Here is a 20,395-nt window from a genome sequence, read left to right as displayed (position 1 = left end):
GATGCTCCGAAAGCCCGAATAGCGACCTCTGTTCCATCGTCCCGCCTCCAAATCATGACGGCCAGATTGAATCACGAAATCACCAACCGCGCGAGGTTAATGCGGGCGTCCAGCTTCGTCCACTTTGTGCAGCGCACAATGAGTCTCGATTCGGCAGGTCGCCTATAGCGCGCGCTCCGGTCAAGATACGGTCATCACCCGCCGCGTCTATGTCATTCCGAAGGTATTTATAGCGGTTTTCTGATAAATTCAGTTGTCCGATTTCGTCGGACATCTCATTCAGGCCCGCGTGTCTCAGGATGCGCGGGCTTTTTTGGCGAAGCGTTGAATGAGGCCGCAGCTAAGACATGATAGGTGCAGGGTCGGTGATTGGGGGTCGCTTTCTCTGACGGCGCTCGGATGGTGATCCCATCACCATCAGCACCACGAGCGACGCAAGCATGCCGTGTGTGAGAAACATAGTTAAAAAGTCTGTTCCGGTGAACATAGTCATCATCTGGACGGAGAGCATCGCCGCAACCAAGGGCAGCCCCAAATATCGCCCGTAAGCGTCAAGGAAAGCAATCACCAGTCCTACGCAGATCGAGTAGGCGATCATCCCCCAAAAACCCGCTTGGGCGAAGCCGTTTCCAATGAAGCCGGTATTTGCAGAAGTAGCGGGATTCTGAAAGAATTCCTTACCTATCAGATTCGCTGGCGGCAGTTCGTAGGGAGAGGGAATCATGCCCATGGTCAGTCGTGAGGCAGACCAATAGTATCGTGGGTTGTCCCAGAAAAACTCTATATGATTGAAATCCAGAAGGGCGGGCAACATAAGCCCTCTTCTCACGATTATATCAACGAACCATCCCCAAATGGATCCGGCTCCTACCATGAAGTACATGGCCGCATCTATGAAGCCGATTAGAAATATGATCATAAGAACGATCAGGACCCTGGAAAACTGGGGTGATTTGGCCAATACGATATAAATCCCGGCAGAGATAAAGGGATAAATCAACACTCCCCGATGGCTGATAAATCCAAATAACAATATTGATGAGACAATCATTAAAAATGTTGTTATATATTTTCTTGTCATTAGGCTAATTACAATACCAATTGGTATTACAATCTTTGAAAATACCGTAGATATGTAAGCAAAAAACGATGGGATGCTTTCTGCCGCTGCGTCACGGAAATCGTACACGCGAGAAATATTAAGGTTGAAGTTTGCGAAGCCCGAAAATTTTGCGAGAACAATAATGTAGCCAATAGTCAACAAAAGCGCGAGTCGCATGAGTGCCGTAGGGCCAATTTTGGTAATTCTGACTCTCGGAAATTTTAATGCGCTGACAGAATACACGACCAGACATGCAATCCATATACAGTAGGCAATATAACTCGGCTTATCTGCAAACGAGTACAGGACAAGAGATGGGATAATGCAAATTGATAGAATAATATTAAGGAGAAATCCTCTAACATTCCTATCTATTGGTGTTATCAACACAAATATAAATAGAATTAGAGTTGATGAAAATATTCTATATATATCCAGATTAAAGGAAAATCCTAAGTACTCATTTACTGGAGAAACGTAATACGTATAAAGCCCAGAGAGCATTATGAATACAAAAAAGTAGGGGATAAACATCCTCATCCGCCCAAATTTTAGCATTATCCGATGCCTCTATTAAGCTTTTGACGGTGGCCGGCGGGTGGCATATTCAGTGATTTTGGTAGCGTTTCTGCTCACCTCAGCATGACCGTGTCGTGAACTTCGCGTGATGTCTATCAAGCACAGTGATCCACTACCGCTTTGCTGACAGTTCGGAGAACATTTGTCGCGCCTGATCCTTGATCGAACGAGGCGCGACATGGACGATCTCAGATTTACTCAAATCCTGCGGGGTAGGCTGTGACTTACATTCGACGTATTCAATCGCCGCCTCTGCCAGTATGTCAGCTTGCCTATCAACAAGTCTGGCAGCGAAATCATCGAACGTTTCGCCGGGATTTGGTGATACCTCTTCTGTCTTGAGGACATCGCCGGCATCAACTGATGGCACAACCAGGTGGGCGCTAACACCTGTAGGCCGTCTTTTCACAAGACTCCATTCCAGCACGTCCACGCCTCTTATTCCTGGCAAAATCGCCGGGTGGGCATTGATGCATCTACCACCAACAGCTCCAATAGTCGCTGAATCTGCCAAACCCGCGCCAGCCAAGACAGCTACCGATCCGCGCCACCCCCGCAAAGACGCGAGGATGATTCCGGAATTCATAGCATCGAAGGTGCGCAAGTCGAATCGATACTTGCTCTGGAGATCGGGCATGGACGGCTCAGGCTCTTGTGGACTTTTTGCACCCGAGCGCGAGCGGATTAGACGGCGAAGCGCTTCCAGCAAGCCGATTTGAGACCTGATGCGTCTGAAAGATTGAAGTTTGAACAGTATTCGTTGCGCCCTTGAACCGACGAGCACGATGTGCGGCGGGTGTTTTTGCTCGCATAGTCTACGAATGACGCGCCTGACGTAGCGATTATCTGAGGATGCGATTACAACAAAGCGCCTCATGCTGCCTCCCCAACGAAGCAGCGCTTTGCATGCTCTCGCCACGCATCGCCAACCTCAGCCATTGTCATGAATTTAGCGGACCCATCCGCCTTAACTGCATTCAGAATTTCAACCAAGGGAGCCATGTATCCCTTCCAGGCCCCTGCGTTGCAGAGCGTGCGTGCATGCCAATCCAGCACCACTAGGCCTCCAAACCTCCTTGCATTGTCTAGGATTTGTGTGGCCTGCGCCCTGGATTCTGACCGAGAGAGACCAGATGATCGGGGCACAATGTAGGCATCCATGATCGGCGTCGGCATTGCAACGATTCCGTCGAGATCGGAGCGCCATCTATAGGACGGTAACACAGGCATCATTGCCCCGCCTCGATACCCGATCGCCTGCGGCGACAAACTGGCGTCAGTTTTCAGTCCTGCTTCGTCCATATTCTTCCATGCGGAAAGAGGATGCTGCATGCCTGACCAATAGTGCGTCCTGACGGAAACAGGGCGGCGCCAGCAAAGATTGTGCACGCGCTCGATTGACTGCTTGTAGCCATCGACGCTGTGGCCATTGATTCCGATGTGAGGACCGACTTCCCATCCTGTATCTTTCAGAAGGTGCATCGTGGCGCGGAAGCGGCCCTTGAGAGGATTGTAGTGTGGGTCCCGGGCATGCCGTGAGGCGGCAGGCAATTCCCCCATATAAAAAAGGAAAGTAGACCTCGCGCCGTAACTTTGCTCCAGTTCCTGCCAAAACTCGAAAGACCAATATGGGTCCGGCCGCCTAAGCACCTTGGTTAAAAGGCCAAGCTCGAAAGATTCGCGTTCGTATTTATCGCCTTTCAGCGCGTAGGCGAGTGAACGTCCAAGCGCGAACCATGAATGAAGCCGCGGCCCATCCACGTCATGCGTGATGCAGACTGCATATTGGCCCTCACCAAATGGCGTTGATACCTGGGGAACAGTTGCCCCGTGCTTTTCTATGAGCCTTTTCAGGTACTCGGCATTGTTCTCGATCAGCGGTTCCCTTAGCCAAGGAGTAAGAGGGTTCGCAGCTGGACCAATTCTGCCCATTTTGTCACGGCTTCTGCCCATTCTGGATTCATGTCGAAATTCGAGTAGGTCGGCAGTTCCCTGAAAAATGTCCGGTGTATCGGCGGGGCTGGCGTACAGCCAGCGGTCATCGACCTGTATCGGCGCCCCCGGCTTTGGGGAGATAGGGACAACGACTGCTGCGGCATCTGCATCGCCGTATGAGACCACGATCCCGCCCGACGGAACGGTTGATGCAGCCCGATGAATGCTGAACCGCGTGTTTAGCCTGCATCCCAACTCGAATGCCGCATGCGAAATCGTATTGAAACTCTCGAGCGGCAGGCCCTCAAGCAGGAAATGTATCATCCGCGATCCCTGTCTCTGATGTTGCCGGAACCTATCGGCGCTCCTTATCCATGACAAGGTGTTTCCGAACGCATCATATCATCCATAAGCGGGTGAAATGCTTTCTTGGTCTCGTCGTCCGTGACGCGGCGGCCAAACAGTGTGCTGGAAGACAAATGTTGCGAGCGGTAACGCAAGCCAACAAAAACAACGACTTGCCATTAAGGCTGCATTAACCATGGAGACTTTCCCCCATCACCCGCATCCGATCGGGCAACCCGACCGGCGGCAAAGCCAAGCGGTGCGCGCAAGAGGCTACGGATACTGCAAGACTCCGGCGGAGCGAGGCTTGCATTGGCTGCGCGCCCTCTTCCCAAACGAGGCCTTCGCTCCATTGAACAGGGGCATCCAGAGTCATCGGTATGGAGTTGAACAACTTCCGGCTGCATGGATCACGACGTCCAAGCCGGTGTGCCGCTCCAGCGGGAGGCTTCTTTGCCCGGCGTCAGGCAGTTTTCGGCTTTCGGCCTCGTTTGGCGGGTGCCTTTTCAGGCTCCGACGTTACGGCCGGCTTGCGTCCGAGGCCCATTTCCTTCGCCAATGTCGAGCGTGCGGCCGCATAGGCCGGTGCCACCATCGGATAGTCGCGCGGGAGATTCCACTTCTCCCGATATTCCTCTGGCGTCATGCTGTGATGGGTCATCAAGTGCCGCTTCAGTGACTTGAACTTTTTCCCATCCTCCAGGCAGATGATATAGTCGTTGGCAATCGACTTCTTTACGGAGGTTGCCGGCTTTTGTTGCTCTTCGGCCGGCTGGGCAGCCGCCGACAAGCTAACCAGCGCAGCATTCACGCGGTCGATCAGCGCAGGAAGTTCCGCAACGGGAACTGCATTGTTCGAAACGTAAGCAGATACGATATCCGCCGTGAGTGTTAAGGTGGGGGACGCTGGGGTTTCTGTTGAGTTTGAGTTCTCGATTTCCATTACTTATTCCTCGCAACCAACCCCCAACGCAGATGTATTTGAAACGGACCGATCTATCAATCTCAAGGAATTGGAAACATTGAAAATTCCACTGCTGAGCCTGACCGGCCGCGCTATGTGCCCCGATTGGTCTTCAGGTGTGGGCTTGGGAATTCGAGTATCTTGGCGACGTGGGTCGGCCGCCTGAATTGCTCGGCTGCGATCGCCTCGATTATCAGGTCGAGCGCTTCGCGCGTTTTGACGCTGAAATCGTCATTGCCCTGGAGATGATGATAGGCCTGCTCCAAGAGCGGCCGGGCAGCGGAAAAATCACTGGTCATTGGTCCCTCGAAAACGCCGCCCGTAATCCTGTTGTCTACGAGCCGAGAGTGGCAAAAGCCTCAATTTTTATGCGTCGATTTGATTCAAGTTGCGCCGATCATGGATGTTGCGCCTTGGCATTTTCAGGCGATGTGCCACGGTGTCGGATATAAGGCCTTCTTGTGGGAGGCTGTGCGGCAGCTTCGGTAGGATGGTAGAAAATGGCGATGATTGTGAAAGAAATGAGCCGGCAGGACTGCATTTCCGTTCTGGCGGCATCCCGTGTCGCGCATCTGGCGGCCTGTTCGAAGGAAGGCCAGCCCTATGTCGTGCCGATCCACTACGCGTTTGCGGACGAGCACCTCTACAGTTTTTCGATGCCCGGCCAGAAGATCGACTGGATGCGTGAAAACCCGCTGGTGTGTGCCCAGATCGGCGAGCTCAGGTCCAGCCGGGATTGGCGCAGTGTGGTCGTATACGGCCATTATGAGGAGCTGCCGGACCGGATCGGATGGAAACGCGAGCGCGATCACGCCTGGTCGCTGCTCGAAAAGCACGCCAATTGGTGGGAACCCGGTGGGCTCAAGCCTGTCCCGCAGCCGGTCGCAACCGCCTCGACGCATCTGTTCTATCGCATCAGGATCACGAGCGTGACCGGGCGGCAGGCTATCGAGGAGGGACCTTGATGACGCGAGACAAGGATACTCCTCAGATCGACGTCAAGCTTCTGGAGCTTCTGGCCTGCCCTTTGACAAAGGGCCCGCTGGTCTGGGATGAAAAGCGCCAGGAATTGGTGTCGCGTTTGGCGCGGCTGGCCTATCCGGTACGCGACGGCATCCCGGTCATGCTGCCTTCCGAGGCACGTACGATCGATCCGGAAGATTATAAAAAATAGTATCGTCGAGGGCTCACTGAAAATTGCGGCCCTTGGGCATGACGCTGCCCACCTTGCGCGCCAGGGCGGCACGCGCATGGCCGTGGTCGCGTGGCTGACCGGCTGCCTGTTCCGGCAAAGGGGCGCGTTGAGCCATCGGGGCTTCCTCGGAAAGTGCCGCCAGCCATGGCGTCAGATCCTCGATCCTGTCGGCAACGATGTGGATGACGTCGGATTCCGACTGCAGCTTGCCGCTGACGCGCACAAAGCGCGAACCCATGATGACCGAACGAAAGCGGTCGAACACCCTTGGCCAGATGATGACATTGGCGATGGCTTTCTCGTCCTCGAGGGTGAGGAAGATGGCGTTGCCATTGCCCGGCCGCTGGCGCACCAGCACCAGGCCGGCGACGCAGACGCGCTGTCCGTCCGGAACATTCGGTAGCCGCCAGTTCGGGGTGATACCGGCGCGATCGAGCTTGTCGCGCAGGAAGGACACGGGATGCGCCTTCAGCGAAAGGCCGAGCGAACGGTAGTCGTGGATGACATGCTCGCCGAGCGGCATTGCGGGCAGCTCGGTCTTGGGCTCCAGTTCCCGCAGGCGGATTTCCGGCCGATCAAACAAGGGCAACTGGCTGGTCGCATTGCCGCTGCCCAGCGCACGCACGGCCCACAGCGCGGCACGCCGGTCGAGCCCCAGCGAGCGGAAGGCGTCGGCCTGGGCAAGCCGCTCCAGCGCATCCACGCGCAAGCCTGAGCGCAGCCACATGTCGCGCACCGATTCATAGCCTGTCCCGCGCGCGGCGACGAATGCCTTCATGGCGTCTTCGCTCAAGCCCTTGATCTGGCGAAAGCCGAGTTGCACCGCATGTCTCGTGCGGATCACGCCGCGCATCCCTTCATGCCGCGGAATGATCCGCACCGGATTGAACGGCGCTTCCTCCAGCTTGCAATCCCAGTCCGATGCATTGATGTCGACGGGCCGGACCTCGACGCCATGGTCCTGCGCGTCACGCACCAGCTGAGCGGGGCGATAAAACCCCATGGGCTGCGAGTTCAGGATCGCGGCACAGAAGACGTCCGGATAGAAGGTCTTGAACCAGCAGGAGGCATAGACCAGCAGCGCGAAGGAGGCGGCGTGGCTTTCGGGGAAGCCATAATCGCCAAAGCCTTTTATCTGGTCGAAACAGCGCTGGGCGAATTCGCGCGGATAGCCCTTTGCCACCATCCCTTCGACCATGCGCGTTTCATAGTCCTTGATCGTGCCATTGCGGCGGAAAGTGGCCATGGCCCGGCGCAGCTGGTCGGCCTCGCCCGCCGTGAACCCGCCGGCCTCGATGGCGATAGCCATCGCCTGTTCCTGGAACAGCGGCACGCCGAGCGTGCGCTTCAATATCTTTTCCAGTTCCGGCTTGTGATATTCCACCTTTTCCTTTTTCATGCGCCGGCGCAGGTAAGGATGCACCATGTCGCCCTGGATCGGGCCGGGCCGCACGATCGCTACCTCGATGACCAGGTCGTAGAATTTTCTCGGACGCAGGCGCGGCAGCATCGACATCTGGGCGCGCGATTCGATCTGGAAGACGCCCAGCGTGTCGGCCCGGCAGATCATGTCGTAGACGGGTTCTTCTTCCGGCGGGATGGTCGCCAGCGTCAGCTTTCTGCCGTAGGGGTCGCGGACGCGATAATGATCTTCCAGAAGATCGAGGGCGCGCCTGAGGCAGGAGAGCATGCCGAGCGCCAGTACGTCAACCTTGAGGATGCCGACGGCGTCCAGATCGTCCTTGTCCCATTCGACCATCTTGCGCTCGTCCATCGCCGTTTTCATGATCGGCACGATCTCGTCCAGCCGGTCCCTGGTGATGACGAAGCCGCCGACATGCTGCGACAGGTGGCGCGGGAAGCCGAGGATATCGTTGGCACGGGCAATCACATGTTTTGCGGCCGGGTCCGATTTGTCGAGGCCGCCGGCTTTGGCCTCCTTCTCGCCCAGCGTGCTGGACGACCAGCCCCAGATCGAGCCCGACAAGGCGCCGCGCACATCGTCCGAGAGCCCCATCGCCTTGGCGACCTCGCGCAGGGCGGAACGGCCGCGATAGCTGACGACGGCGGCGGCAAGCGCGGTGCGCTTCTCGCTGTATTTTTCGTAGATGTAGGCGATGATCCTGTCGCGTTTCTCATGCTCGAAATCGACGTCGATGTCGGGCGGCTCATTGCGCTCGGTCGAGACGAAGCGCTCGAAAAGGACTTCGGCACGGCCGGGATCGACCTCGGTGATGCCGAGGCAATAGCAGATCACCGAATTGGCGGCCGAGCCGCGCCCCTGGCAAAGCACGTTGCATTGTTGCGAGCGGGCATAGCGGACGATGTCGTGGACGGTGAGGAAATAGCGGGCATATTTCTTCTCGGCGACGATCCCGAGTTCGTGCCGGATCAGGCCCCGAACCTTGTCGGGAATGCCTTCCGGATAGCGGTTTGCCGCACCCGCCCAGGTCAGCCTTTCCAGTTCCTCCTGAGGGTCGACGCCTTCCTGCGTCGTTTCCTCGGGATAATTGTGCTGCAATTCCTTCAGAGAAAAATTCAGGCTTTCGGCAAAGCGCAGCGTTTCGGCCAGCGCTTCCGGATGGTTGCGGAAAAGCCGCGCCATTTCCGTCGGCGACTTCATATGGCGCTCGGCATTGGCGGCAAGTTCGAAGCCGGCCTGGGCGACAGGCTGGTTAAGCCGGATTGCCGTGAGCACGTCCTGCAAGGGGCGCCGTTCGACTGAATGGTAGAGGACGTCATTGGTCGCCATCAGCGGCACGCCCGCAGCCTTGGCCATCGCGGCCGCCTGTTCGATGCGGAAACGATCATTGCCGAGATAATGAGGCGCAACCGCGAGCCGCAGGTTCGGGCCGAACCGGTCCTTCAACTGGCGGATGAGGGCCAGTTGGTCCGATGCCGGCGCCGAGAGGTCCGGCAGCACGGCGAGCGACAGGAGATCGCCCCATTCCAGCAGGTCTTCCCGCTTGAGCAGCGTGGCGCCCTTTTCGGTTTCAGGCCGTAGATTGGCCCCGGTGAGCATGCGGCACAGATGCCCCCAGCCCTCGCGGTCCTGCGGATAGGCGAGCACATCGGGCGTGTCGTCGCCGAAGACCAGCCGGCAGCCGGGATGATAGGCAAGCGACACCGGCTCGGCATCGTCCGAAAGCCTGATGCATTTGGACTGGGTCCAGGCGCGCACGACGCCGGCCACCGTGTTGCGGTCGGCAAGGCCCATGCCGGCATGGCCGAGAATACAGGCCGCGACCACCAGTTCCTGCGGCCGCGAGGCCCCGCGGAGGAAAGAAAAATTCGACTGCACGCCGAATTCGACATAGGCCGGCGAGACGATGGGGGTGCGGGGAAAGACCTCCTCACTCATGCGAACAGCCCCTGCATGAACCAGCGCGGGTTGCCTTGCCTGGCGCCATAGAGACCCTGGCGGAAAAGCCAGTAGCGGCGGCCATCGGCATCCTCGACATGGAAATAATCGCGCGTCGCCTCCTCCGGGCCGGCGCGCCACCATTCAGGCGCGATGCGCTCGGGGCCTTCCGCCCTGGCGACTTCATAAAGGGCCCGCCGCCACCGGAAACGCGCCGGGGGACCCTCCGGTATTTCGGCCGCTATCACCTCGACCGGCTCGGGATGCGCAAAAAGGCGGATCGGGCGAGGCGACCGTGCCGGCATTCGCGCAGCGAGGATTTCGGCCTTTCCTCCAGCCTCGGTAAAAGGCATGAAGGAAACCGCCCGCTCGGGAATATGGCTTTCGGCCGGCTGGCATCGCATGATCGCCCTGTCGCCATGTCTTGCCCGGACACGGTCGGCAAAGAGCGCCAGATCCTCGCTTTTATCCTCCATGGAGCTGGCAAGATCGGCCTGCTGCCCTTCGAAAGGGACGGATGAAAGCACCGAAAGGCGGATGAGGTCGAAGCCGCAGCCGGCGTCGAGCCCATGTTCCATGGCTGCCAGCTTTTCATGAAAGAGCCTGCCGATGAGATGCGGCTCGCGCAGGGGGCGCGACGTGCTCACCGTGATGCGGCTGACCATGCCGTCGACCCGGAACAGCAGGAGCTGCAGGATGCGGGCGCCCTCGTTGCGGCGTTCGAGATCGGCTTTCAACGAGCGGGCCAAAAGCAGAGTCAGGCTTTCGATGCCTTCCATGAGCAATATGGGCTCGGCCAGTTGCCGCTCCACCGACAGGGGGGCAACCGGCAGACGCGGCGAAATCGTCTCCTCCAGTTGTCCCAGAGCCTGGTCGAGGCGGATCAGGAGCGTCTTGCCGAAGCGGCGGGCAAGTGGCGCGCGAGGCGCTTGCATGAGCATGCCGACAAGGCGCAGCCCGACGCTTTCAAGCTCCGACCGGGTTGCCGGATCAAGACGCAGGGCGGCAAGCGGCAGGGCAGCGAGCAGGCCTTGTTCGCCGCCCTCCGCAACGATGCGGTTTCCGAGAAAATGCGCTGCCGCCCAGGCAGCTCCCGGCGTGGAGGCAAGGCCGGCCCGGACATCGAAACCTTGCCGGAAAAAGCGCGCGTGAAGGTCGTCAAGCAGCGGTTTTTCGCCGCCCAGGAGGTGGGCGCAGCCGGTGATGTCGAGAAACAGGCCATCCGTTCCGTCGAAGGCCACCAGCGGCGTGTAGCGATCGCACCAGTCGGCCAGGATTTCCAGCAGGCGGCGGTCCGCGGCCGGATCGGCTTCGACGATCTCTATGGCCGGATGCATGGCGCGGGCGTCGGCGATGCCCATGCCGGGTTTGAGCCCGAGCCGCTCAGCCTGCGCGTCGAGGGCGGCGATGCGCTGCGTGTTCTTCTCGCGATGACTTATCAGGAGAGGCGGCCTTGCCGCCGCCGGCGCGGAACGCCAGGAGGGTCCCAGGCGCTGGCGCAGGGTCCGCTCGGTGCTGAGATAGGGAAACCACAGCGCCATGATCCTGCGGCGGGAGAGCTTGCTTCCGTCTGTCTGTGAAGATGTGCTCATCGGCGTTCCATTCCAATGTGAACTGCCGGGGCGGGGCAGTGCGGCTCTTGTCGATCCTGACCTTGAAGCCGGGCGGGCCGATGGAGCCCGCCAAGGGCCCGTTCAGCGTCCAGCGCGGGGATGCGGATGCCGGCGAAACGACCAGCCGCACCGGAGCGGCCGTCGGCTCGGCCATGGCTGCCTGTCGCAGCAGGAAAACCGGCCGCCCTGCCGCCTGGGCGCGACGGTGCAGGCGGCGCGTGGCCGTGAGGTCGAGTTTCGATGGATAGCCCTGTATCTCCAGCAGCACCGCCGAAAGCGCCTTCAGCCCGGCGGCTTCCTCGGCGATCCAAAGAGCATCGACCAGCTTCGGCACCTCGGCGACCAGCAGGTCCCCGGAAGCGATGCCGAAATGCCCGCACAGCCCGGGAAGATAGGGGAGCCCGGTTTCCCGAAAGATCTCCGTCGTGCCGATCCACAATATCGGGGCGCGCGCAGCACCTGTTCTCTGCAGGATGGGCCCGGCGAGCGACAGGGCAAATCCGGTTGCGGCCCCGGCATCGCGAATCTGTGCGCCATGGATTTCCGTCAGTGCCGCCCCTGGCACTCCGCCGCCCAGCGCATCATCGAAGGCCTGCGCGCCGGTGGGCAGCAGAAGTCTCTCCGGCCGGGCGGCCCCATGGCGCCGGAGCACCACGGCATCTGCCGTATCCGTCGGCGCCGCCAGCCGTTCCGGCAGCGTAGCTTCCAGCCGTGCAATTTTTCGGCGCAGGGCCAAAACGGTCTCCTGCGCCACGGCCGATAGTGCCATGACGGTATGCTCTTCCGAGAATGTTCCTGTTATGTTCTTATAGATTCCAGAGCGCACCTGAAGAGTCAAGCACGTCTTTTCAAGAATTTATTCCTGTCTGGCCAGGCCCGGCAGATGCCCAAAACCAGATTTTTTGCAGCCGGATGCAAAAGGCTCGAAAGCCCGCCGTCAAAAGGCTATATGCGGTCAAAAGGAAAAAGAATGGCCCGCATCTACAAGACCCGCGCATGGCACGACCAGCTTTCACCGTCGATGGAAGAAATGGAACTCATGGCGATCGAGGCCTATGCCCATCTGCCGGAGGAATTCCGTCGCCTCACCGGTGAGATCATCATCCAGATCGCGGAATTCCCGACCGACGAGATCATGGACGATCTGTCGATGGAAACGCCATTCGACCTGCTCGGCCTGTTCGAGGGGCGGGGGATCGCCGAGCGCTGGAACCCGCAGACCGGTGAGGGTCCCAACCGGATCACGCTCTATCGGCGCGCCATCCTGGACTATTGGGCCGAGAATGAGGAAACGATGGGCGACATCGTCACCCATGTGCTCATCCACGAAATCGGCCATCATTTCGGCCTGTCGGACGACGACATGGAGCGGCTCGAAGAAGAAGCCGACCAGAACTGACCATCGGCCGCATCCGCGTTGAAAGATGCTGCCTGCCGGGCGGCAGTCAGTAGTCGCCGAGCTTCATTTCCGGCTCGTATTCGACCCCCTCGACATCCTTCACCACCGCCTGGCCGCAGCGCATGGTCCTGGTCTCGACGTCGAACGCATAGGTGGGTGAACCGAACAGGTGCCAGCCATTGTTCAGCGCCGCCGTCACCTTGTGGCAGAAGCTCGCATCATCGGGGCCGGTCAGGAAGCGGAAAAGTTTCATGGCATCATTCCCGTCGCGAAGGGGTCATGCCGCAGATTGACGCCTTTTGTGCCTACTTGGCAATCATCGCCGCCTTGGCAAGCAGGTTTTGCGCCTGGGCAAGATGCAGCAGTTCCACCATGCGCCCGTCAAGCGCGATGGCGCCCTTGCCGGCGTTCTGAGGAAGCGAGAAGGCTTCGACGATCCTGCGCGCTTCAGCCAGCGCCGTTTCGGATGGCGCAAAGGCGGTGTCCGCCGGTTCGATCTGTGCGGGATGAATCAGGGTCTTGCCGTCGAAACCCATGGCGGCACCCTGGGCGCATTCGACTGCGAAGGCACCCAGATCACGAAAATCATTGCTGACGCCGTCCAGTATGTCGAGGCCGCCGGCGCGGGCGGCAAGCAGCATCTGCATCAGCCATGGCACCAGATGGCGCCGGTCGGGCGTGGCAAGAATGCCGGTGGCGGCGACGAGGTCGTTGGTGCCGGCAACCAGGCAGGAAAGCCGCGAGGCGGGATCGCGGCCGAGCTCGGCAATCGCCCCGATATTGAGCAGCGCGCGCGGCGTCTCGACCATTGCCCATAAAAGCACGCTGTCCGGCGCATCCTGCTCGTCGATCAGGTCGCCGGCTTCCAGCAGGTCGCGCGGCGTTTCGACCTTGGGCAGAAGGATGCCGTCGGGCTTGCAGGCCAGCGCAGCGGCGAGATCGTCGCTGCCCCATTGGCTGGAAAGCGCATTGATGCGCACGATTATCTCGCGGATGCCGGAAGGGCGGCTGGCGAAGATCGCGGCAAGTTTTTCGCGCGCAGCGGGTTTTTCCGATGGCGCGACCGCGTCTTCCAGGTCGATGATGATGGCATCGCAGGCAAGCGCGGCGATTTTCGCCAGGGCCCTGTCGTTTGAGGCTGGAATATAGAGCACCGAGCGGCGCAGATGGGGTGCGGCTTGCGACATTGTGTGGTCTTCTTTGCCCGGCAATGCTGGCTCTTGCAAGAGCCGGAAACGGCAAGCTTGATAGGGCTCTGCACTTCCACCTGCGATTCGATCATCAAGGAAAGACACATGGCGCGCTATGACGTCATCATCATCGGCGGGGCCATCGTCGGCAGTTCGATAGCCTATTATCTGCGCGAGGAAGGGTTTTCCGGGTCGATCGCGCTGATCGAGCGTGATCCGCAATTCACCCATTCGGCGACGACGCTCTCCTGCGCCTCGATCCGCCAGCAATTCTCGATTGCCGAAAATATCCGCCTGTCGCAATTCACGCTCGGCCTGTTCAGGCGGCTGAAGCAAGAGTTCGGCGAGGAAGCCGATATCGGTTTCCGCGAAAACGGTTATCTCATCCTTGCCGGCGAAAGCGGCCTGCCGATCCTGAAACAGAACCATGCCGCGCAGGTTGCCGAAGGCACCGACATCGTGCTGGAGGATGCGCAGGCCCTGTCGCGGCGCTTTGCCTGGCTGTCGACGGAAGGCATTTCGGCCGGCGCCTTCGGGCGCTCGGGCGAGGGCTGGTTCGACGCGCATGCGCTGCTCATGCTGTTTCGCAAGACGCTGCGCAGCCGGCAGGTGGATTTCATCCACCAGACGGTGACCGGCATCGAGCGGGCTGGCGACAGGGTCAGCGCCGTGATGCTTGACAATGGCGAGCGGCTCGAGGCGGGAACCATCTTCAATGCGGCGGGGCCTTCGGCCGGCATGGTTGCGGCTATGGCCGGGCTTTTCCTGCCGGTGGAGCCGCGCAAGCGCAGCGTCTTCGTGTTCGAGGCGCGCGACCGCTTCGCCGACATGCCGCTGATGGTCGATCCCAGCGGCATCTATGTCCGCCCCGAAGGCAGCGTCTATATCACCGGCGGCGCGGAGATGGAGGAGGGCGAGCAGGCTGCCGACCCGGCCGATTTCGATCCCGACTGGCCGCTGTTCGAGGAAGTGATCTGGCCGGTGCTGGCGACCCGTGTACCGGCCTTCGAGGCGATCAAGCCGACGCGCGCCTGGGCCGGCCACTACGACTACAACACGCTCGACCAGAACGCCGTCATCGGCCCGCACCCGCGGTTAAGCAATTTCATCTTTGCCAACGGCTTTTCCGGCCATGGCCTGCAGCAGGCGCCGGCGGTGGGCAAGGCGCTCGCCGAACTCATTGTTCATGGCGGCTATCGCAGCATCGACTGCTCGGCCTTTTCCTATGCCCGCATCGCCGAAAACCGGCCGTTCCGCGAACTCAATGTGATTTGACGCCGCCTCTTTGATTCACCGCGCCCTTTGTGTAAAGCAGGGGCGAACCATCCCCGGAACCGCAAACGGGCAAAAGCCATGGATAAATTCACCAAACTCACCGGCGTCGCCGCCCCCCTGCCGATCGTCAATGTCGATACCGACATGATCATCCCCAAGGACTATCTGAAGACGATCAAGCGCACCGGCCTCAGCAAGGGCCTGTTCGCAGAGATGCGGTTCAATGAGGACGGCTCGGAAAATCCGGATTTCGTGCTCAACAAGCCGGCCTACCGCAACGCGCAGATCCTGGTTGCCGGCGACAATTTCGGCTGCGGTTCCTCGCGCGAGCATGCGCCCTGGGCACTGCTCGATTTCGGAATCCGTTGCGTCATCTCGACCAGCTTCGCCGATATTTTCTACAATAACTGCTTCAAGAACGGCATCCTGCCGATCACCGTCAGCCAGGAAGACCTCGACAAGTTGATGGACGACGCTTCGCGCGGCGCCAACGCCACGCTATCGGTCGATCTCGAGGCCAAGGAAATCCGCGGGCCGGATGGCGGCGTCATCACCTTCGACCTTGACGATTTCAAGCGCCATTGCCTGCTCAACGGTCTCGACGATATCGGCCTGACGATGGAAAAGGCCATGGCAATCGACAGTTTTGAAAAGCAGAACGCCGAAAGCCGGCCCTGGGCCTGATCACTGGAGCATGTTGCAGTCAGACGGAGCCGTCTGACGTTGCACGGGCGGCTTGACAACAGGCTGCCCGACGCCGACCCTCCGGCCGACTTTCGATCGAGGGAGCCACAGATGCGAGTGATGCGGATATTGGCGACGGCATTGTTCGTCGTCGCCGGCGTAGCTTCGGCCTCCGCGCAGGAGGACGAAAAGCAGGAAATCCCCTTCGAGGGCGGCACCTTCACCATTGTCGAGACTGAGGATATGGACAAAATCCTCGCCTATGACGGCAAGCAGATTGCCCGCGACTATGTCGTCTATCTAAATCGCATCCTCGAGGTTTCCGATACCCGTGTGGCGCTGTTCGATGTCGGACAGGGCGGCAATGCCTGCGGGCCCGCGACCATCATCGCCTGGAAGGACGAAGCCGGCCTGCAAACCGACATTGTCGGCGAGGATTGCGGCGCGCCGCCCGTCGCCGCCGCGGCCGGCAAGCTCTATTTCGTGCCTTATCTGCTACCGGGCGCAACTGCCGCGGTCCAGGCCTGGTCGCCGCTGGAGCGGCTGACAACTGCCGGAGAGCTTGCCTATACGCCGCAACCCGGAACGAAGTGGGCTGAGCTAGAAACCAAAACGCCTACCTATGTCGTGGATGCATTCGCCAATGAGGATGTCTATCACGCCGCGCAAGAACTGCTCGGCGACAGGCTCAACGATGTGGCCCTTGGGCTGACGGTTGGCAGTGGCTTCGAGCGCACTTCATCGGGCGTTCTTTTTGGAAATGGCTGCGTGCCCCATGCCTGCGGCAGCGCCGACGCGTTCATGGCCATCGATCCGCGCGGACAAAAACTCTATTTTGCCCAGCAGGGCGAAAATCCACCCATTACGACCTGGCCCGCCGAGGCGCAGTGGCCGCAGGAACTGCGCCGGATCATGACCGAAATCCTGGGTAGAAATTGAAGGCAAACGCCATGCGAAAACTCATCTCCACCGGCTCGCCCTTTGAAAAAACCGCCGGCTATTCGCGCGCGGTGGTACAGGGCGACTGGTGTTTCGTGTCGGGAACGACCGGCTATGACTATGCGACCATGACCATGCCGGATGCGGTCGAGGACCAGACCCGCAACTGCCTTTCCACCATCGCAGCGGCACTGGCGGAGGCTGGCTTCTCGATGGCCGATGTGGTGCGGGCGCATTACCACATCACCGACCAGGGTTTTGCCGACATCGTCTTTCCGATCCTCGGCGAAGCGTTCGGCGACATCCGCCCGGCGGCAACCATGGTGGTGAGCGGGCTGATCAAGCCCGAAATGAAGATCGAGATCGAAGTTACGGCGCTGAAGCGCAATTCCTGACCGCCCTGTCTATGTTCGGCCTTGCGCGCCGGCGGCAGGCCGTTTAGCAACGCGCCTGTCCACGCTTTCCTGAAAGGTTCCTTCTATGGCATCGCGCAAGCTCTTCCTCCTCCCCGGCGACGGGATCGGCCCCGAGGCAATGGGTGAGGTCCGAAAACTGATTGCGGCGATGAACGAGAAGTTCGGCACCGGCTTCGAGACCGACGAGGGTCTGGTCGGCGGCTCGGCCTATGATGCGCATGGCCAGGCCATTTCGGATGCCGATATGGAAAAGGCGCTTGCAGCCGACGCCGTGCTGTTCGGTGCCGTCGGCGGCCCGAAATGGGACCCGGTGCCCTATGAGGTGCGCCCCGAGGCGGGTCTGCTGCGCCTGCGCAAGGACCTGGCGCTCTTTGCCAATCTGCGCCCGGCAATCTGCTATCCGGCCCTTGCCGCCTCATCGTCGCTGAAGCCGGAAGTGGTGGAAGGGCTCGACATATTGATCGTGCGCGAACTCACCGGCGGCGTCTATTTCGGCGAGCCGAAAGAGATCATCGATCTCGGCAACGGCCAGAAGCGCGGCATCGACACGCAGGTCTATGACACATTCGAGATCGAGCGTATCTCGGGCGTCGCTTTCGAGCTTGCGCGCACCCGCAAGAACCACGTCACCTCGATGGAAAAGCGCAACGTCATGAAGTCCGGCGTGCTGTGGAACGAGGTGGTGACGGCGCTCCACAAGGCGAAATATTCCGACGTCAAGCTCGACCACATGCTGGCCGATGCCGGCGGCATGCAGCTGGTGCGCTGGCCCAAGCAGTTCGACGTCATCGTCACCGACAATCTGTTCGGCGACATGCTGTCGGATGTGGCGGCGATGCTGACCGGCTCGCTCGGCATGTTGCCCTCGGCATCGCTGGGTGCGCCGGATGCGGTCACCGGCAAGCGGAAGGCTATGTACGAGCCGGTGCATGGCTCGGCACCCGATATCGCCGGCAAGGGCGTGGCCAATCCGATCGCCATGATCGCCTCCTTCGCCATGTGCCTGCGCTATTCCTTCAACATGGTCACCGAGGCCGACAAGCTCGAGGCAGCGATTGCCGCCGTGCTCGACGATGGCCTGCGCACCAGGGACATCATGTCGGAAGGCAAAACCGAGGTCGGTACCAGCGCCATGGGCGACGCCATCTTGGCGAAGTTCCTCGCGCTCTCGAACTGAGGACGGCGAAAAGCATGGATCATTCCTGCCTCTCTTCTTGTCGCAGGAATGATCTACCTTTTGTTTTTACGCAATTCCTGGCGCAAAACCGCTGCACACTTTTGCTGGAATTGCTTTAGAGAAAGCCGATAAAGCGTCCGGCAAGAACGACGCCGGACCATAGGAAGATGGAGAGGACGGCCGGAATCCGGATTTTGCGGCTGTCCTCCCCCTTGCCATCCTTGCCGCCGAGCCTGAGGAACAGCAGGAAATTGGCGGCAGCGAGCAGGATCAGCGCCATCTTGGCGAGAAACACCGGCATTGCCGCATATTCCGTGGCCTTGATGGCGAACATGCTGAAGCCGGTGAGGACAGCGCCGCAGAAGGCGATCAGCGCCACCCGGCGCAACAGCCTTGTAAAGGGCTTGTAGGGCAGTTCGGAAAATGCGCCGAGGATGCGCAGATCCATCAGCAGAACGCTGCTCCACAGCGTGCCGATCGAGACTATGTGCAGGGCGTTGACGACCGGATAGGCGAAGAAGGAGCTTTTCAGCGCCTGGACCGGCGGCAGTTGCTGGAGAAGCGCGAGGAATTCCACGATCTCAGTTCGACGGAACGCGGTCCGGATAGACGTCGTAGGTCTGGTCCCTGACGATGATGCGTACCGCCTTCATGCGCCTTTCCGTTTCGTCCAGCGACCGGTGGCCGACAGCCTTCACCTCGTCACCGACGCGGGCGACGTCTTCGGTGAAGCCTGCATTGACGGTGGCGCGCGGTGGCGCCAGTTCCACCCGCCAGGTCATGCCGTCGACATCGACATCAAGCGTGGCATGCGGATTGCCGATATAGATCGCCGTTATCCTACCCTCGATCTCGAAGAACTCGTCCTCGGTCCAATCCCAGCCGTGATGGGCGAGCGCCGGGCCAGCCCAGGCGGCGGCGAGGATACAGGCAAACAGGGTTCGTCTGGTCAGGCGTTCTGCAGCGTGGTCCATTGCCGGCTCCCTTCGCTTTTGCGGTTGCAAGGATAGGAGGTGGGAGATGGCGGTCAAATCAATTCGCATCCCGAAGTTTCCCGGCTGGACGGCCCCTCCATCCGGCCAGCCATGCGGGTGCCACAAAGCTCCCTTTGGGTAGCGGGGATTTCGAGACTCAATCGACCCGCGCCAGCGGTGTCCATGCGCGGGAACGAGCAAGCCTTGACTGCCCAACCCTCTTCTTCCGCGCTGCTCGGCATTGCCCTGATGGCGGCGGCGATGCTTCTGGTGCCCACCGTCGATGGCATCGCCAAGGCGCTGAGCGCGACCCATTCGCCGCTTTATATCAGCTTCGCGCGCTACGCCTCGGCCTGTCTCTTTGTGCTGCCCTGGGCGATTGCGCGGCGTGGCAGGCATTTCCTGCCGCGCGAAGAACTTCCCGCGCACGCATTGCGCACTTTCTTTGCCGCAGCCGCGATGTGCTGCTTCTTCGCCGCCATCTCCTTTGCGCCGCTGGCCGACGTGACCAGCGCCTATTTCGTCGGCCCGATCGTGGCCGCGATCCTGTCGGTGCTCCTGCTGGGCGAAGCACTGACCTGGCGCAAGATTGCAGCGCTCGCCTTGGGCTTCATCGGGGCCGTGATCGTCGTCAACCCCGGCGGCGGGCTGAATGCCGGGCTTTTGCTCGGGGTCTCAGCCGGCGTGCTCTTTGCGCTCTATATCATCGCCACGCGCATGACCTCGCGGGCGAGCGATCCGGTCGGCACGCTTGCCTTCCAGTGCCTGTTCGGAGCCGCCCTTCTGGCGCCGCTGGCGATCTGGCAATGGTCGTTGCCGTCGGCGGGCGAGCTATGGCTGTTCCTGCTTATGGGAGCCGTCTCGGCGCTGTGCCACTTCATGACGATCAGCGCCTTCCGCCATGCGGAGGCCTCGCTGCTTGCGCCGCTGTCATATCTGGAATTGCTGGGTGCCGTGGTGATCGGCTATGTGATCTTCCACGAATTGCCCGACATGCGGATTGCGGCTGGCGCGACCCTGATCGTGCTTGGCGGGCTCATCCTGCTGCAGCGCCGCCATGCGGCCAAAGGTGCAAGCGCGGCGCATTGACTCTTCGACTGCTTCGCGCCATATGCCTAGCCCGTTACGGAGACCTTTCATGCGCGGCCTTTTATTGGCGCTTTTTGCATTCGATTTTCCTGGCCACAAGGCCGGGCGCGAACGCGCGTCCTTCCGTTCCATCAAAACTGCGGCCAAAACGACCACTA

At 60.2% G+C, this 20,395-nt stretch carries 21 protein-coding genes; 9 read left to right on the top strand and 12 right to left on the bottom strand.

Annotation, left to right across the window (positions count from 1 at the left end; genetic code table 11):
• Positions 1–340: 340 nt before the first annotated feature.
• The 5 genes from EET67_RS20900 to EET67_RS20880 form a co-directional block, all read right to left on the bottom strand.
• Positions 341–1,345 carry a hypothetical protein gene (locus EET67_RS20900; RefSeq protein ID WP_128628154.1) on the bottom strand — a complete coding sequence of 335 codons (1,005 nt, stop codon included), beginning with the start codon at positions 1,343–1,345 and terminating at the stop codon, positions 341–343.
• Between the two features lie 448 nt (positions 1,346–1,793).
• Positions 1,794–2,558, bottom strand: coding sequence for a formyltransferase family protein (locus EET67_RS20895; RefSeq protein WP_128628153.1), 765 nt, complete (start codon positions 2,556–2,558; stop codon positions 1,794–1,796).
• Entirely contained in the window at positions 2,555–3,940 is a 1,386-nt protein-coding gene (locus EET67_RS20890) for a polysaccharide deacetylase family protein (RefSeq protein WP_128628152.1), read from the bottom strand. The genes EET67_RS20895 and EET67_RS20890 overlap by 4 nt, the downstream gene beginning before the upstream one ends.
• Before the next feature lie 484 nt (positions 3,941–4,424).
• The gene (locus tag EET67_RS20885; RefSeq protein ID WP_128628151.1) at positions 4,425–4,904 is read right to left on the bottom strand and encodes a Ros/MucR family transcriptional regulator; all 480 of its coding nucleotides are present in this window, start codon (positions 4,902–4,904) and stop codon (positions 4,425–4,427) included.
• A gap of 113 nt (positions 4,905–5,017) precedes the next feature.
• Entirely contained in the window at positions 5,018–5,224 is a 207-nt protein-coding gene (locus EET67_RS20880; RefSeq protein ID WP_128628150.1) for a hypothetical protein, read from the bottom strand.
• A gap of 207 nt (positions 5,225–5,431) precedes the next feature.
• Between EET67_RS20880 and EET67_RS20875 the strand changes: the two genes are divergently transcribed.
• Together EET67_RS20875 and EET67_RS20870 are read left to right on the top strand one after the other, a co-directional pair.
• A complete protein-coding gene (locus EET67_RS20875; protein ID WP_128628158.1) occupies positions 5,432–5,890 on the top strand; it encodes a pyridoxamine 5'-phosphate oxidase family protein in 459 nt (152 codons plus the stop codon).
• On the top strand, positions 5,890–6,099 hold the full coding sequence (locus tag EET67_RS20870; RefSeq protein WP_128628149.1) for a Trm112 family protein: 210 nt from the start codon (positions 5,890–5,892) through the stop codon (positions 6,097–6,099). Before EET67_RS20875 ends, EET67_RS20870 begins: the two co-directional genes overlap by 1 nt.
• A 13-nt stretch (positions 6,100–6,112) precedes the next feature.
• On the opposite strand, the gene EET67_RS20865 is transcribed toward EET67_RS20870, so the two are convergent.
• The 3 genes from EET67_RS20865 to EET67_RS26140 are packed head-to-tail and all read right to left on the bottom strand — an operon-like array spanning position 6,113 to position 11,863.
• Positions 6,113–9,481, bottom strand: coding sequence for an error-prone DNA polymerase (locus EET67_RS20865; RefSeq protein ID WP_128628148.1), 3,369 nt, complete (start codon positions 9,479–9,481; stop codon positions 6,113–6,115).
• Positions 9,478–10,923 (bottom strand): Y-family DNA polymerase, encoded by a 1,446-nt coding sequence (locus EET67_RS20860; protein ID WP_165899989.1) that lies wholly within the window; start codon positions 10,921–10,923, stop codon positions 9,478–9,480. The genes EET67_RS20865 and EET67_RS20860 overlap by 4 nt, the downstream gene beginning before the upstream one ends.
• Positions 10,865–11,863 (bottom strand): ImuA family protein, encoded by a 999-nt coding sequence (locus EET67_RS26140; RefSeq protein ID WP_165899987.1) that lies wholly within the window; start codon positions 11,861–11,863, stop codon positions 10,865–10,867. The genes EET67_RS20860 and EET67_RS26140 overlap by 59 nt, the downstream gene beginning before the upstream one ends.
• A 201-nt stretch (positions 11,864–12,064) precedes the next feature.
• On the opposite strand from EET67_RS26140, the gene EET67_RS20855 reads away from it, so the two are divergent.
• Positions 12,065–12,493 (top strand): metallopeptidase family protein, encoded by a 429-nt coding sequence (locus tag EET67_RS20855; RefSeq protein WP_128628146.1) that lies wholly within the window; start codon positions 12,065–12,067, stop codon positions 12,491–12,493.
• Positions 12,494–12,539: 46 nt separating this feature from the next.
• Here EET67_RS20855 and EET67_RS20850 read toward each other — a convergent pair whose 3' ends face one another.
• Positions 12,540–12,746, bottom strand: a complete 207-nt coding sequence (locus EET67_RS20850) for a DUF1737 domain-containing protein (RefSeq protein WP_128628145.1) — start codon at positions 12,744–12,746, stop codon at positions 12,540–12,542.
• Between the two features lie 52 nt (positions 12,747–12,798).
• Positions 12,799–13,680, bottom strand: a complete 882-nt coding sequence (locus EET67_RS20845; RefSeq protein WP_128628144.1) for an HpcH/HpaI aldolase/citrate lyase family protein — start codon at positions 13,678–13,680, stop codon at positions 12,799–12,801.
• A 108-nt stretch (positions 13,681–13,788) separates the two neighbouring features.
• On the opposite strand from EET67_RS20845, the gene EET67_RS20840 reads away from it, so the two are divergent.
• From EET67_RS20840 to leuB, 5 genes are all read left to right on the top strand, one after another.
• Positions 13,789–14,958 carry an NAD(P)/FAD-dependent oxidoreductase gene (locus EET67_RS20840; RefSeq protein ID WP_128628143.1) on the top strand — a complete coding sequence of 390 codons (1,170 nt, stop codon included), beginning with the start codon at positions 13,789–13,791 and terminating at the stop codon, positions 14,956–14,958.
• A 78-nt stretch (positions 14,959–15,036) separates the two neighbouring features.
• A complete protein-coding gene (gene leuD, locus EET67_RS20835) occupies positions 15,037–15,642 on the top strand; it encodes a 3-isopropylmalate dehydratase small subunit (protein WP_128628142.1) in 606 nt (201 codons plus the stop codon).
• Positions 15,643–15,753: 111 nt separating this feature from the next.
• Positions 15,754–16,581 carry a hypothetical protein gene (locus EET67_RS20830; RefSeq protein WP_128628141.1) on the top strand — a complete coding sequence of 276 codons (828 nt, stop codon included), beginning with the start codon at positions 15,754–15,756 and terminating at the stop codon, positions 16,579–16,581.
• A gap of 11 nt (positions 16,582–16,592) precedes the next feature.
• Positions 16,593–16,976: a RidA family protein gene (locus EET67_RS20825; RefSeq protein WP_128628140.1), complete on the top strand. Its 384-nt coding sequence runs from the start codon at positions 16,593–16,595 to the stop codon at positions 16,974–16,976.
• Positions 16,977–17,061: 85 nt separating this feature from the next.
• Entirely contained in the window at positions 17,062–18,174 is a 1,113-nt protein-coding gene (gene leuB / locus EET67_RS20820; protein ID WP_128628139.1) for a 3-isopropylmalate dehydrogenase, read from the top strand.
• A 115-nt stretch (positions 18,175–18,289) separates the two neighbouring features.
• Here the strand turns inward: leuB and EET67_RS20815 are convergent, their stop codons facing one another.
• Positions 18,290–18,751, bottom strand: a complete 462-nt coding sequence (locus tag EET67_RS20815; RefSeq protein ID WP_342634678.1) for a DUF6644 family protein — start codon at positions 18,749–18,751, stop codon at positions 18,290–18,292.
• 4 nt (positions 18,752–18,755) lie between these two features.
• Positions 18,756–19,148 carry a DUF6152 family protein gene (locus EET67_RS20810; RefSeq protein ID WP_128628137.1) on the bottom strand — a complete coding sequence of 131 codons (393 nt, stop codon included), beginning with the start codon at positions 19,146–19,148 and terminating at the stop codon, positions 18,756–18,758.
• 204 nt (positions 19,149–19,352) lie between these two features.
• Between EET67_RS20810 and EET67_RS20805 the strand changes: the two genes are divergently transcribed.
• On the top strand, positions 19,353–20,237 hold the full coding sequence (locus EET67_RS20805) for a DMT family transporter (RefSeq protein WP_165899986.1): 885 nt from the start codon (positions 19,353–19,355) through the stop codon (positions 20,235–20,237).
• The last annotated feature ends 158 nt before the right edge of the window (positions 20,238–20,395 follow it).

Source organism: Borborobacter arsenicus, from assembly GCF_003934165.1.
In the GTDB taxonomy this organism is placed as follows: Bacteria; Pseudomonadota; Alphaproteobacteria; order Rhizobiales; family Rhizobiaceae; genus Pseudaminobacter; species Pseudaminobacter arsenicus.
Note: the sequence above shows the minus strand (reverse complement) of the source record. Positions and strands in the feature narration are given on the sequence as shown.

Excerpts from the sequence above, each read along its gene's own strand:
- EET67_RS20830 (WP_128628141.1), top strand. The coding sequence starts at position 15,754 with ATGCGAGTGATGCGGATATTGGCGACGGCATTGTTCGTCGTCGCCGGC.
- EET67_RS20810 (WP_128628137.1), bottom strand. The coding sequence starts at position 19,148 with ATGGACCACGCTGCAGAACGCCTGACCAGACGAACCCTGTTTGCCTGT.
- EET67_RS20885 (WP_128628151.1), bottom strand. The coding sequence starts at position 4,904 with ATGGAAATCGAGAACTCAAACTCAACAGAAACCCCAGCGTCCCCCACC.
- EET67_RS20875 (WP_128628158.1), top strand. The coding sequence starts at position 5,432 with ATGATTGTGAAAGAAATGAGCCGGCAGGACTGCATTTCCGTTCTGGCG.
- leuB (WP_128628139.1), top strand. The coding sequence starts at position 17,062 with ATGGCATCGCGCAAGCTCTTCCTCCTCCCCGGCGACGGGATCGGCCCC.
- EET67_RS20840 (WP_128628143.1), top strand. The coding sequence starts at position 13,789 with ATGGCGCGCTATGACGTCATCATCATCGGCGGGGCCATCGTCGGCAGT.
- EET67_RS20845 (WP_128628144.1), bottom strand. The coding sequence starts at position 13,680 with ATGTCGCAAGCCGCACCCCATCTGCGCCGCTCGGTGCTCTATATTCCA.
- EET67_RS20870 (WP_128628149.1), top strand. The coding sequence starts at position 5,890 with ATGACGCGAGACAAGGATACTCCTCAGATCGACGTCAAGCTTCTGGAG.
- EET67_RS26140 (WP_165899987.1), bottom strand. The coding sequence starts at position 11,863 with ATGGCACTATCGGCCGTGGCGCAGGAGACCGTTTTGGCCCTGCGCCGA.
- EET67_RS20850 (WP_128628145.1), bottom strand. The coding sequence starts at position 12,746 with ATGAAACTTTTCCGCTTCCTGACCGGCCCCGATGATGCGAGCTTCTGC.
- leuD (WP_128628142.1), top strand. The coding sequence starts at position 15,037 with ATGGATAAATTCACCAAACTCACCGGCGTCGCCGCCCCCCTGCCGATC.
- EET67_RS20895 (WP_128628153.1), bottom strand. The coding sequence starts at position 2,558 with ATGAGGCGCTTTGTTGTAATCGCATCCTCAGATAATCGCTACGTCAGG.
- EET67_RS20890 (WP_128628152.1), bottom strand. The coding sequence starts at position 3,940 with ATGATACATTTCCTGCTTGAGGGCCTGCCGCTCGAGAGTTTCAATACG.
- EET67_RS20855 (WP_128628146.1), top strand. The coding sequence starts at position 12,065 with ATGGCCCGCATCTACAAGACCCGCGCATGGCACGACCAGCTTTCACCG.
- EET67_RS20865 (WP_128628148.1), bottom strand. The coding sequence starts at position 9,481 with ATGAGTGAGGAGGTCTTTCCCCGCACCCCCATCGTCTCGCCGGCCTAT.
- EET67_RS20825 (WP_128628140.1), top strand. The coding sequence starts at position 16,593 with ATGCGAAAACTCATCTCCACCGGCTCGCCCTTTGAAAAAACCGCCGGC.
- EET67_RS20880 (WP_128628150.1), bottom strand. The coding sequence starts at position 5,224 with ATGACCAGTGATTTTTCCGCTGCCCGGCCGCTCTTGGAGCAGGCCTAT.